Below are 13,249 nucleotides of genomic sequence, written 5' to 3' on the forward strand. Positions count from 1 at the left end.
AAGTATTCTCTTATTTCTATCTGGGGCAGTTGATGATTGAATTTGATAAGCTACAAGAGCTCAATATTGACTATGAAAACTTGCCAACCCTGATGGAGCAGGAGTTGGCTAGAAAATGGTAAATTCTAGTTGTTCAAAAAATATCAGGGGATCACTCAGCCCGCGCAGGCGGGCAACCACTGATGATTAATCACGGAAGTAAAATGAGATAACTCGCTGACCTATGTTAAACATCATATCATCTCGATCGCCAAAAGTCGGTGATATGGATAGTTTCAACGCGTATTTTGGCTGGAACAAGGCGAGAATGGCATGATGTGTCACTATGTTGCTTACATTACTTGCTACGCATGCAGTCAATTGAAGCAAATTGGCCTGTGTTGTGGTCGGTGAGGCGCAACAATCGTCATGATACCGCAGCATCCAACGATTTTTTTCAAATTCAACAAGCACTAAAACTCTGAGTCCTATCTCATTATCGCCTGCCGGATCCTAATCATTTATCATAGTGCAGCGGATTACTCTATGGAAAAATAATGGTGGTCCAGAAAGAAAATGTGGATTTTAGCAACCAACCAGGATGAATAATGGAAGAGAAGCACTATTTTGTTTATATATTAGCTAGCAAGGAATATGGAACCCTTTATACTGGCATTACCAGCAATCTGATACAACGAGTATATCAACACAAGGGAGGATTGAGCGAAGGCTTTACAAAAAGATACCATGTTCATCGTTTAGTTTATTATGAAATTCACTCTGATGTTTATCAAGCAATAACCAGAGAAAAACGTATTAAAAAATGGAACAGACAATGGAAAATAAACCTGATTGAACAAAACAATCCTCAGTGGCTCGACTTGGGCATTGGATTATTTTGATGAATGGTTGCCCGCCGGCGCGGGCAAGACTCGGTTTTTTTTATGTACACATGTATGTAGGTTGGGCATTTGAGCTGTGTTTTTGTTGTTCATGCGCTAAAACCCTTATGCAGAGAAATGACTTACTTGCAATGAATTAAACATTCGGCCTTCTGTACATGACAAAAAACCTGTCTTGCCCGTGCCGGCGGGCAACCATTCATCAACATAAACCGATGCCCAGTAGTCAGCAGGGATTATTGTTCTTCAGGTTTAAACTCTTGTTGAACTCGCAGAAACACTCTATATCATCTCCTTTGTACATGACAAAAAACCTGTCTTGCCCGCGCCGGCGGGCAACCATTCATCAACATAAACCGATGCCCAGTAGTCAGCAGGGATTATTGTTCTTCAGGTTTAAACTCTTGTTGAACTCGCAGAAACACTCTATATCACCTCCTTTGTACATGACAAAAAACCTGTCTTGCCCGCGCCGGCGGGCAACCATTCATCAACATAAACCGATGCCCAGTAGTCAGTAGGGATTATTTTTCTTCAGTTTTAAACTCTCGTTGAACTCGCTGAAACACTCCATATCACCTCCTTTTGGCGTTCGAGTGGATGTGATTTTCAACGAATTGTCTCAACGTACTGCAGTGCCAAATGCCAAATAGTTGCCCGCCTGCGCGGGCAAGACGGGTTTTTGTCATGAACAGGGCGCATAACCCATGACCTGTTTCTTTCCTAATAGAGAATCAAAAAAGTCAGTATTAATGCAAATTAAACAGTTTGCCAACCTTATGTTATTATTAATGACTTTAAATTCACCAAAGACAGCTGTATATGCCTTTCAATATCGAACAAAAAATAATGAAAGAAGAGCAAAGCATGCAGAGCGTTCATGAGAGCGCTTCCTTTAAAGCCGCTGAAACGCTTGTCAGGCTCTTGGCCTCACGTTATTGTTTGCAACAAAAAAACACTAATGATTCAGTTCACGCAGCATCTTCTTCTACTGACACGTCTTCCTCTGCATCCTCAGATCCAGTAGTAACGACTGATTGGCGTGATAACCAACAAGTGCAAAAGCAAATGTTAACAGAGGATACTAGCCTGCTGCATCAGACTGATAAAACATATCCTGGCACTTTGACAAAATTGGTAGATCCACTTTCCTCAAAAGAACTGATGTCTCTTTTAAACTTTAAAGACGATAATGGTATCACCGTGTTGCAGCAGGTGGTAAAAAACAACCCTAAAGCACTGAAACACATTCTGTTACTTTTAAACGAAAACGACCGATTTATTGCTGTAATGGAAACAAATCATAAAGGCAACACTCTCCTGCATGAAATATCAATAAATAAACCCAAAATACTGGTAGAACTTGTTGATTGCCTCTCAGAAACACAAAAAGCAGACGCAATCATGGCAACAAATGAAGACGGTGATACCATCTTGCATCAGATCGCCATTACCTATCGTAAAATTCTCCTTCAACTCCTGGACTACTTGCCTTTGACTCAAAAAGTACATGCAATGATGATAAAAGGTCGACTTAACTACACTTTGCTGCATTTGGTAGCACTTGATTCCCAGGCATTAATGCGGTTATTTCAGCTTGTGCCCGAAGCAGAAAAAGCTGACGCTGCATTAGCATCTGATAATAATGGTAATAACCTGGCGCATTGTGTGTTTTATAATTCCAGAAGTCTTAAACTGTTTTTAGACTGGCTTCCCAAAACACAATACTTTGCAGTTTTGACGGCAAGGAATAAAGAACATTGTGTTGTACTGGAACAAATTACACGACACGACCCTGGGTTATTGATAGAAATTCTGGATTCCTTTTCCGAAACACAGAGGCATACTGTAATACTGACAAAATACAGAAATGGCAACACTTTATTGCACCTGATTGCCACACATCACCCAAGCTACCTCATACAACTGCTTGATTATCTGTTGGAAGATGTAAGAATCACCGTCTTGAGAATACCTAACGACAATAACTTGAACGTATTGCGTCTCTTGGCAGAAAAAAACGCCACAGTCTTGCTAGAGCTAGTAGACTATCTGCCCGTAAGAGAAAGAGAAACCTCAGTAACACATCGAAGTGAACAAAGCCTTGTTGATTTATCAATTAGAGATCAGGATATCCATAGCCTATCATCCTCACCTGCCTCCTCATCAGTCTCAGACTCTTCGCCAACCCACGGAAGATATTCATTGTTCAGAAGAATGGAACATGCGCAACAGGCTGTGCAAAGCTATGAAAGGGACAGCAAAAACGAATTGGGTAGACTCCTGAAGAGAAGCAAACCAAATCCTACTGAACTTAGACAAATTGTAAAAACAAACCCCGAACTGTTGATCCCCATTCTAAGATCGTTTTCCGAGAGAGAAAGGCACACCGCCTTACTGGAACAATACGAAGACGGCAACAACCTGTTACACCTGATCGCTATATACCAACCCCTCTACATAAAGCACATGCTAAATTGTCTGTTAAAAGAAGAACAAATGGCCGCTTTGAAGATGCCTAATGAAAATGGCTTAGACGTATTGCTCATTCTGGCAGAAACAAATACCACAGCCCTGGTAAACATTCTGAACTACCTGCCTGCAGAAGAAAGAGTAGCTGCTGTAAAAATTACGAACAAAATTGGTGAATCAGTAGCACACCAGGTGGTACATGATCCTGCGTTAATAAAAATAATGATGGAATGTCTGCCCATAACAGCAAGAGCTGGTGTGGTGAAGTTGTGTAATCATGATCGAATGTCGGTGTTGCATTGTGCAGTATTATATCCTGACTCATTGCATCTTCTTCTGAGTTCCTTGCCCATAACAGAAAAGGCCGCTGCCGTGACATTTTGTAGCCGTGATGATTATACCCCTATAGAACATGCTGAACGTCTATCCAAATTTGAATCACTGCGCATACTAAAAGCAGTTTATGCGCGAACTAAATGGGGTGCGGACGGACAAAGCACCGTCAATAGATCAATCCTCGAACTGGATACAAACACAATGAAATCTTCACAAGCCTCGTCATCTGTTCCAGATTCTTTTTCAATCGAAGGCATGAATTCGTTTGTTGTAATCAAGGATCAGGCCCTACAGAGTACAAAGACGTCTGAAAATGAAAGCGACAGTGAAATAGATACAACAAATATGAAGAGGCGAGCATTATGAGCCAATGTTTAATTCGTCGCAAATAAGTCATTTTTTGAACATTCGGGTTGGCGCATGAGCAAGAAAAATACAGATTAGGCGCCTAACCCTCTATACATAACTAACAACCTGTCTTGCCTGCGCCGGCGGGCAACCATTCATTCAAATAAACCGATGCCAAAGAGCCAGTAGGTATTATTTTTCTTTAGGTTTAAACTCTCTTTCAATTCGCTGAAATCCATATGACCTCCTTTTGGCGTATGAGATAATGTGATTTTTAGTGTATGTCAACGAGTTGTCTCAACGTGCTGCAGTGCCAAATGCCAAATAGTTGCCCACCTGCGCGGGCAAGACAGGTTTTTTTGTTATGAACAGAGCGCATAACCCATTATTCTGAAAGACTTCCTGTACACTGAAGGGCGGAGATTATAACGTATTTTCTCAATAAAAAATCGCCAAAATTCTTGCTTTGGAAAATGGAAAAAAAAAGAGTACAGAGAGACGCCAGGCTTACTTCCTTGAGCTGGGTCCGAAAAAAAGGATATCGACTAGCCATAACAATCAGTTAAAAATAATCAGTATGGCAAATGTTTGTTAACAATCAATGAATGCATGTCAAGTAACAAAAGGCAAGATCTGAACCCTTAATGCTTTATGTTTATTGATTCTAATAAAAATGACTGACTTGATATTTAATTATTAAACAATATACGCTGATAATGTGATGTATGATCTTATGATAGAGTGATGAAAAGCTCATGAAACTGAAGCAATTGATTCGATACCTTTCTTTTTTTATGTTCCTGGCCTGTCATTCGGTTGCTAGTGCCCAATCTTATGAGGAAAAAAAACTGACTCTCCTGATGGATTCTATTGTAAAACCTTATAGTTTATCTCATCAGATTCCCGGCATTTCTGTAGCGGTTTATTACAATGGCCAGGATTACTTTTATAATTATGGTATGGCTGATATACAGAAACGTACTCCGGTAACTCAAGATACTATTTTTGAATTGGCGTCAATTACCAAAATATTTGTCAGTACGTTACTGGCTCTTGAAGTAGAGAGAGGCACAATAAAATTAAATGACTCTGTTAACCGATACCTGCCTCAGCTTGCTATCAGCAAAAATGTTCCCATAAATCAAGTTACATTGGTCAATCTTGCGACGCATACTGCAAGCTTTCCACGTCAATTGGAGCAGTTTGGTGTATCTAAAGGAGATAGCGATGCGTTTATCAAACAATTAAAATTTTGGCGTCCCAATACACCTGTGGGTACTCAATATCACTATTCCAATATCGGTTTTGGCTTTTTAGGCTTCATCTTGGAGCAGGCTACTGGAACTCCTTTAACGGTCTTGACAACCCAAAACATCACCGAGCCATTGGGTATGACTCATACCTGGTTTAATGTCCCTCACTCTTTGAAATTGAATGAGGCTCAGGGTTATCGTCACAATAATAACAAAGCCCCCCATTATGTACCTGCCAATTATTTAGGGGGAGGTGCTTTACGTTCATCATCTGCTGATATGTTGCGTTTTATGAAGGCTAATCTGGGAATTAAAGTAGGTGATGCTTCTGCACCATTGCTGTCTGCCATGCAATTGGCTCAACAACCTGCATTTGTCGTTAGACCGAAATTTATCATGGGGCTTGGCTGGCAGAGAGTAATTCGCAACAATAATTTATTGATAACCAAAAATGGAGGAAATCAGGGATTTAGTACCTTTATTGGGTTTTCGCCGGCAAAAAAAATTGGAGTCGTTGTTTTAACGAATAAAGCGAAGGTTAATGCTAACCGATTGGGTATCAATATTTTAAATACTCTTGTTCGTTAGCTAATCATCTCGATGAATATGCACGTTCAGAGCTTTGCTTCAGTATCTGTTTTTAAAATGAACTATACTTGTACATGAGTGAAACATAATTCTTGAATATTGGATAGCTCCATGAACAAAACAGTGAAGAAAAATGCCTTACGAACTCTCGTTTTTGGATTATGCATTATTGCCAGTACCGCTGCTGCAGCTTATGGTGGTTGGCATGCTGTGGGTTGGCGTGGGCCCGCCGGGGGATGGCATGGGACTGTATGGCATAACAACGGTTGGAATAATGGTTGGCATAACGCAGGTTGGTATGGTGGCGTAGTGGTCACCGGAGCGCCTGGTGTTGGTTACTATGCACCTATTTGCCAGCCAGTCAGGTTGTGCAATTTATACGGTCAATGCTGGATACAGCAACAATGCAATTGAGTTGTCAACATTGAGTTATTATTTAATTTAGTGCCCAACTAACCTTATATCATGTTTTTTATTATTTTGGGCATAATATATTTCGTCAAAAAAATCGAGTTCAAAGGAAACTGATCTTGAAAAAAATCGTATCAATTCAAGCTGCTTTAATGGATGTGTATCTTCCACAATTAAATCGACCTCGGCTGCAAGATTTTGGGTGATCTGTACAAAATCAGCTCCAGAATAAGTTGCTATCCAGTCTGAATAAGGATGGGGTTTCATTGGGTCTTTGTCAGCCATCATGGTGCCTAATTGGTAATAGATCCAAAAGCAGGGCAATATACTGCAAAGAGCCTCAGGCACCTCGGCTTGTGTTGATGTCTTAACCAGATACTGGGAATATTGAGATATTGAAGTTCCTGTTTGATGTTTATAGAACTCTCTAAAATGCTCACGGTATTGGAGTTGCATGCTGTGTTCGTTGTTTATAACATCGTTTGCCAAAGTATTCAGTTGTTTCGATAAACCTGGATGAGTCATCTCGGTGCGTTCGGCAATATTTTGGAGAGCGCATGAAAATTGGCGTAAATACAAAAAATCATCGCGCAAATAGAGTCCGAATTTTTCTTGAGGTAAGGTTCCTGCAAACAACTCTTGATTGAACGGATGAGTATAAATTGCTTTCAAGGTGTTCTGATTGAGACGAATTAACCGTGATAAAAAAAGGACATCCGATTTTTGTCTATAAAATAAATGGCAGTACTTCAAATAAGTCATAATTCACTCTTCCTTCGCAGGTATTATCCAGATCAGGTACTAAGGGTTTTTCTCAGCCAAACTAAAGAACGGTTCAGCACCCCTGGTGACAATTAGAAGGACATTCTAGGCCTGTCGCGTTTTAGAGTCAAGGAGGGAACTGGCACTGCTGGAGTGGTACCCGACAGTGCAAGACTAGAATGTTGAACTACTAAACAGAGTAATTAAGCATGATGCTGTTCATGCGCACTTTTGATTTCTTGATAGTGCTGCTTTTGCTGGGGTGTCAGGAGCGAATAAATTTGATGGCGCATCAGGATGTGGGTTTTCAGCATGGCATCTTTAATTTTACTTCTTTGACTGATTAATTGATCCAGTTTTGCCTCATCGATTTTTTCTGCCTTGATTAATGCATCAATTTGATCTCGAATCACTTTTAGTTGTTTGTGACTGGTTTTTAACTGGGTTCTGGCTTGTACACGTATTGCTTTGATTTTAGCTTTTTGTTCCTGGGTCAAATTTAAATTTTGAGATGTTTTTTTACTGTCATTACAATGGCATGGTTGAGAAGGATTTTTTTCAGCAGGGCATGCAAAAGATGGTTGACCAATAAACAAGGCTAACGTAATTGCCGATAACCAGATAAGTTTCTTACTCATTATCATTTCCTCTTGTTCGTTAAACTGATATTCCTGTGGGTATAATTAACTCATTCCATCCATGATTGGCGCAGTATAGATCGAAAGGATTAGTTAAATACAGTGCTATAGATTAATTTCATTGCTGAATTACTCTCAATATGTTATAAATATCGCGCTTTAAATACACACACGCTTCGTCACATACGTTAGGGTCCCTTGTGGGTTTCGTATGGGAAGTGTGGAGGCTTAACCCTGGAGATATAATATGAATGTTAGTATGCGTGAATTGCTCGAAGCTGGAGCACATTTTGGTCACAGAACTCGGTACTGGAACCCTAAAATGGGCGAGTACATTTTTGGATCAAGAAATAAAATCCACATCATCAATTTAGAAAAAACCATGCCTATGTTGAGCGACGTTGTCAACTACGTTGGTCGATTGGCATCAAATAAAGCAAAAATTTTATTTGTCGGAACCAAGAGAGCAGCACAAGACAGTATTCGTGAACACGCGAAACGTTGTGGCATGCCCTATGTTGATCACCGTTGGTTAGGCGGTATGTTGACTAACTATAAAACAGTTCGTCAATCTATATTCCGATTGAAAGAATTAAAAGAAATGAAAGAAAAAGGCCTGTTTAACGACATGATCAAGAAAGAAGCATTGATGCTGACTCGTGAACTGGAAAAACTGGAGCGTGGTTTAGGCGGTATTGAACACATGGGTGGTTTGCCTGATGCTCTGTTTGTTGTTGACGTTGGTTTTGAGCACATTGCTGTTGAAGAAGCACGTCGGTTAAAAATCCCTGTTATTGGTGTTGTCGATACTAATAACAGCCCAGACAACATTGATTACGTTATTCCTGGAAATGATGATTCCATGCGAGCTGTAGATATTTACGTTCGATGCGTTGCTGACGCAATTCTTGATGGAAAAAACAGCAATACTGTAGGGGGTATGTCTTCTGACTCTGAATTTGTAGAAGTTGCTACTGGTTCTGGTGAAGCAGATAAAGCTGGGGAATAATTAATATTTGAATAAAGGGGGCGTTAATTTTAATTAGCCCCCTTTTTGCTATGTGGAGAAATGAATATGTCAACAATTAGTGCTGGATTGGTAATGCAACTTCGTGAGCGTACAGGCGCAGGCATGATGGAATGTAAAAAATTTCTAATTGCGACAAACGGTGATATAGAGCTTGCTATTACCGAAATGCGTAAAGCAGGTCAGGCTAAAGCAGACAAAAAAGCAGACAGAGTCGCTGCTGAAGGTATCGTCGTTATTGCTCGTTCTGCAGACGAAACTTCTGCAGTTATGATTGAAATCAATAGCGAAACCGATTTCGTAGCACGTGATGAGAATTTCACCAATTTTGCCACTGCTGTTTCTCAAGCTGCTTTAAACAGTTCTGTTTCTGATATTTCTGCGTTATCTGATCAGCCTTTATCAGGTGGTGTTACAGTTGAACAAGCCAGACAGCAATTAGTCGCTAAAATTGGCGAGAACATCAAGTTGCGACGTATTGAGCGAATCAGTTGCACTGGTGGTGTGATTGGCTATTACCTGCACGGTTCACGTATTGGTGTTATGGTTGCTTTAAAAAATGGTTCAGAAGAATTAGCCAAAGACATTGCGATGCATATTGCTGCCAGCAAACCAATTGTTGTAAATCGTGATCAAGTATCTGCTGAAGCAATTGAAAACGAAAGAGAAATTTTCACTGCCCAAGCTAAAGAAAGTGGTAAGCCACAAGAAATTATCGATAAAATGATTGAAGGACGTATTAACAAGTTTATTGATGAAGTCAGCTTATTAGGTCAACCATATGTTAAAAACCCAGATATTAAAGTCGGTCAGCTTCTGAAAGAGAAGGGCGCTGAAGTAGTTTCTTTCATTCGCTATGAAGTAGGTGAAGGCATTGAAAAGAAAGAAGATAATTTTGTTGAAGAAGTGATGGCTCAGGTTCGTACATGATGAATGAAAGTCACCCGAAATTAAAATACAAACGCATATTGCTTAAATTTAGCGGCGAAGCCTTAATGGGTAAGTCGCAATTTGGCATCGATCCCTCCGTTCTTGATACTTTGGCTCGAGATGTTGCTGAGTTAATTCAAATGGGAGTCGAGGTAGGTTTGGTTGTCGGTGGCGGTAACTTATTCCGTGGTAAGGCTCTTTCTCAAGCTGGGTTAGGGCGAGTTACCGGTGATCATATGGGCATGCTGGCAACAGTAATGAATGCTTTGGCAATTCGGGACGCATTGGAGCGAATCGATTTGCCAGCGCGTATTATGTCCGCGATCCCCATGATGGGTGTAGTTGACTCTTATCATCGACGAAAAGCAATAACTCATTTACGAAATGGGCAGGTTGTTATATTTGCAGCCGGAACAGGTAATCCTTTCTTTACAACAGATACAGCTGCTTGCTTAAGAGCAATTGAAGTTGGTGCTGAAGTTGTATTGAAAGCTACAAAAGTAGATGGAGTCTATTCTGCGGATCCTTTTAAAAATCCAGATGCTGTTCGATATGATTATTTAACTTATAAAGAAGTATTAACGAAGGGTTTGGAAGTCATGGACTCTACAGCGATTTGCCTGTGTCAGGATCAAGGTATGCCATTACAGGTTTTTGATATGGCTGCTCCTGATGCTTTGAAGCGAATTGTTACTGGAGAACGAGTAGGAACTATAGTCGGAGCGAATCATGATCAATGAAATAAAACAAGACGCAGAAAAGCGGATGAAAAAAACAATTGAATCATTGCATGTGGACATGTCAAAGATTCGTACTGGAAGAGCAAATGCTGGCTTGTTGGATCATGTTCAAGTAGATTATTACGGTACACTGACTCCTTTAGGCCAAGTTGCCAATATTAGCGCCAGTGACTCACGAACCATTACGGTTACTCCTTGGGAAAAATCTATGGTCGCTGCTATTGAAAAAGCAATTTTAACTTCTGATCTGGGCTTGAATCCGTCTACAGCAGGAAGTGCCATTCGTGTTCCAATGCCTCCTTTAACTGAAGAGCGTCGTAAAGAGCTGATTAAGGTGGTACGTGGTGAGGGCGAACAAGGACGGGTATCCATACGCAATATCAGAAGAGATGCAAATAGCCAGCTGAAGGATTTAGTCAAAGATAAGGCAATTTCTGAGGATGATGAGCGTCGTGCTGCTGAAGTGATTCAAAAGCTGACCGATAAATACATTGCTGAGATTGATGCAATTCTTGTTGTAAAAGAAAAAGATTTGATGGAATTTTAAATCAGGACACGTGTGTACCTCACACTGCTTTGTGCCATGAACACTATAATAAGCCCGGGCCTACCGGGTTTTTTTCTATGTTGTAGCGACAACAGATCATCTGATTATTCAAAATTTTCGAAGGTCTGAGCGTTTCATTGTAAGGAATAAAATCATCGTATTTTATACGGTGATATTCGCTCAATTATTCTTGTAACATCTGAATAGGTTATTTCAATAGATCAGATATGATTACAAACGCCAAAATTATTCATTTACTTACTAAATATCAGGCTATTCCATCCGAATATGAACCTTCTATTTCAATTGTCTCAAGGCAGAGGTTTGACGAAGAAGCACGAACGACTTATGCATTTTTTACCAAATTGACCCAGGAAGATTTTCCAGCACCGGCGACAGTGTTAAAAAATAAAATTCACTTTTGGTTAGCAAAGCGTTGGGTTTGTGTAAGAAAGACTTATCTTGACTATCGCGTCACCCCTTCTTTGCCGGTTAATCAATTTTGCCTGGAACTTGCAGAAATGACGGCTGATTCCGACATGGCAGCGTATCATATCTTAATGCCTTACAATCGCTCTTTTCATCCTTTTGACTACGATACTCGGCATTTACTAGCTCATTTCGTTGATTATATGCGGCCTATCTACACACAAGATGAAATAGCCGATAGATTAGCTCCTCACATTTATAGTTTTCTGGACTTAAAATGTTTGGACGAAGATCCTTTATTATTGAAGGAAGTAATCGAGCGCGTTGTTCCGAGGTTAAACAATTTATCTGATATTACAGAATCCAATTGGGTGATGCGCTATCTATCTCATGAGGTACAGTGTCAATTTATTGATGCAACATTTGATCTTTGGTTTGATGAACGAAAACGTGATTTATCACATTACATCAGGGTACCTACGAAGGAATGGAGTGTCGATGTAACCGTGCTTTTCCGAACCTTATTGATAGATAAGATAGCTGAAAAAACGCTTACAGCTAGTGCTTGTTTAAGTGAAATCAATTCATTGAAACAATATACTTATATTTCTGAGGAAACTGAGATTATAACTGCATTTTTAACTAAATTGCAGCCGAGACTACCTGAGTTATTTCAAGATATAAATTCGGTGAATGATCTTCTGATTACAGCCTCTAGAAATCAACGTTTTATAGCCTCAATATTTAGCAATCTGTTGATTGAGTCGGCTAATCCCGATAACATTTTGAATTTATTGAAATTCAAAAAGGACGAATTTTTGGCTTATTTCTATTCTATTTTCATCCCGCATATCGCTCGATCAGTATGCTCTTTTTCTGATTTTCTGGTATTGCTAGGGAAATGGAAAAAGCCCTCATCCTTTGTTTACTTATCCTTAAGTAAGATTTGTGAGTGGAGTCGCGATTCTCTCTCCGAAGGGTGTCTTTTAATTCAAGCGGAACTAATTAAAACATATTTAATCCAGTTGGAGAGCTGGGTATCCGATATTCCCAATTTTTTATTATTACTGGATAAATTGAAAGCCATACACCACAGTATTGTTCCTTTATTTGAACGATTCACGCCGTTTATTATTAACAATAGTCGTGTTTTCATTTCCTTTTTTCAAAGTCTTAATAGCTACAACAATGTTAGTTTAAAAAATGACTACCGGAACTATTGGCTATCAAAAGTTGATTTTAAATTATTCGTATCCTCATTGTCTGATCTGGAGAATTTTTTCATTTCCTCATGTACGAAGCTAGCTGAACGGCGCTTTGTTTTGTCAAAGCTTGACGCCCAGCAATTAAATTGCACCCCAGAGGCACTTGATATGTACAAAGTTCAAAAACTGGATGTTCCAACTTTGATTGATGATTTAAAAGCATATGTTTCCAAAACTTCATTCCGAAAAGGAGCCCTCGATTTAATGGACCAGTTGAGAAAAAATCCACCCCTTTCCCGCTCTGAGTTGAATCAATTGATTATACCAATAATGAATGAAATTAAAGCAACTTTTAAACTAACTTATTTTTCTATGCCATCTTCTTGTAATAGTCACTTGTTGCACATACTGAGTAAGGCTTATACCGAAGAAGCGGATACGTCACAGAACCTGGCTGCCTCGGTTGCACCCATAGGTTCTTTTTGACGAAATGCTAAATCTTAAGGCTAATTGGAAGGGCATGATTGCGTACAGGACATAAAAATCTGTCTTGCCCGCGCACTGATATATCCCCTCAAATTTGCTAAAAATAATTGCAGTAAAATTGAAGTCGTGATCTAATTTCCCCCAACAAATTTGTTTGGGGAAAATGATGGAGCCTATCGATTTACTACATGCTCAT

Annotated in this window: 11 protein-coding genes and 1 riboswitch; of the genes, 9 read left to right on the forward strand and 2 right to left on the reverse strand. The window is 39.7% G+C overall.

Annotated elements, in window-relative coordinates; translation table 11 throughout:
- Positions 1–587: 587 nt before the first annotated feature.
- The 4 genes from ELY21_RS15110 (at position 588) to ELY21_RS15125 (ending at position 6,292) form a co-directional block, all read left to right on the forward strand.
- The gene (locus tag ELY21_RS15110) at positions 588–881 is read left to right on the forward strand and encodes a GIY-YIG nuclease family protein (RefSeq protein WP_127110856.1); all 294 of its coding nucleotides are present in this window, start codon (positions 588–590) and stop codon (positions 879–881) included.
- 822 nt (positions 882–1,703) lie between these two features.
- The gene (locus tag ELY21_RS15115) at positions 1,704–4,055 is read left to right on the forward strand and encodes a hypothetical protein (RefSeq protein ID WP_127110858.1); all 2,352 of its coding nucleotides are present in this window, start codon (positions 1,704–1,706) and stop codon (positions 4,053–4,055) included.
- Between the two features lie 737 nt (positions 4,056–4,792).
- Positions 4,793–5,878, forward strand: coding sequence for a serine hydrolase (locus ELY21_RS15120; RefSeq protein ID WP_127110860.1), 1,086 nt, complete (start codon positions 4,793–4,795; stop codon positions 5,876–5,878).
- A 111-nt stretch (positions 5,879–5,989) separates the two neighbouring features.
- Positions 5,990–6,292: a hypothetical protein gene (locus ELY21_RS15125; RefSeq protein WP_028383425.1), complete on the forward strand. Its 303-nt coding sequence runs from the start codon at positions 5,990–5,992 to the stop codon at positions 6,290–6,292.
- Positions 6,293–6,319: 27 nt separating this feature from the next.
- On the opposite strand, the gene ELY21_RS15130 is transcribed toward ELY21_RS15125, so the two are convergent.
- Complete coding sequence (locus tag ELY21_RS15130) at positions 6,320–7,051, reverse strand: TenA family protein (protein WP_127110862.1); 732 nt, start codon at positions 7,049–7,051, stop codon at positions 6,320–6,322.
- Positions 7,043–7,145: riboswitch (TPP riboswitch) on the reverse strand. It overlaps the preceding gene by 9 nt.
- 109 nt (positions 7,146–7,254) lie before the next feature.
- Positions 7,255–7,689, reverse strand: a complete 435-nt coding sequence (locus tag ELY21_RS15135; RefSeq protein ID WP_127110864.1) for a Spy/CpxP family protein refolding chaperone — start codon at positions 7,687–7,689, stop codon at positions 7,255–7,257.
- Positions 7,690–7,936: 247 nt separating this feature from the next.
- Here ELY21_RS15135 and rpsB point away from each other — a divergent pair, with 247 nt between their 5' ends.
- The 5 genes from rpsB to ELY21_RS15160 all read left to right on the forward strand — a co-directional run bounded on the left by rpsB (position 7,937) and on the right by ELY21_RS15160 (position 13,053).
- Entirely contained in the window at positions 7,937–8,698 is a 762-nt protein-coding gene (rpsB, locus tag ELY21_RS15140) for a 30S ribosomal protein S2 (protein ID WP_028383428.1), read from the forward strand.
- 66 nt (positions 8,699–8,764) lie between these two features.
- Positions 8,765–9,646 (forward strand): translation elongation factor Ts, encoded by an 882-nt coding sequence (gene tsf, locus ELY21_RS15145; protein WP_127110866.1) that lies wholly within the window; start codon positions 8,765–8,767, stop codon positions 9,644–9,646.
- Positions 9,643–10,386 carry a UMP kinase gene (pyrH, locus tag ELY21_RS15150; RefSeq protein ID WP_127110868.1) on the forward strand — a complete coding sequence of 248 codons (744 nt, stop codon included), beginning with the start codon at positions 9,643–9,645 and terminating at the stop codon, positions 10,384–10,386. Before tsf ends, pyrH begins: the two co-directional genes overlap by 4 nt.
- Entirely contained in the window at positions 10,376–10,933 is a 558-nt protein-coding gene (gene frr / locus ELY21_RS15155; protein WP_028383431.1) for a ribosome recycling factor, read from the forward strand. The genes pyrH and frr overlap by 11 nt, the downstream gene beginning before the upstream one ends.
- 227 nt (positions 10,934–11,160) lie before the next feature.
- The gene (locus tag ELY21_RS15160; RefSeq protein ID WP_127110870.1) at positions 11,161–13,053 is read left to right on the forward strand and encodes a hypothetical protein; all 1,893 of its coding nucleotides are present in this window, start codon (positions 11,161–11,163) and stop codon (positions 13,051–13,053) included.
- The last annotated feature ends 196 nt before the right edge of the window (positions 13,054–13,249 follow it).

This window comes from Legionella sp. km535, from assembly GCF_003990085.1.
In the GTDB taxonomy this organism is placed as follows: domain Bacteria; phylum Pseudomonadota; class Gammaproteobacteria; order Legionellales; family Legionellaceae; genus Legionella; species Legionella moravica.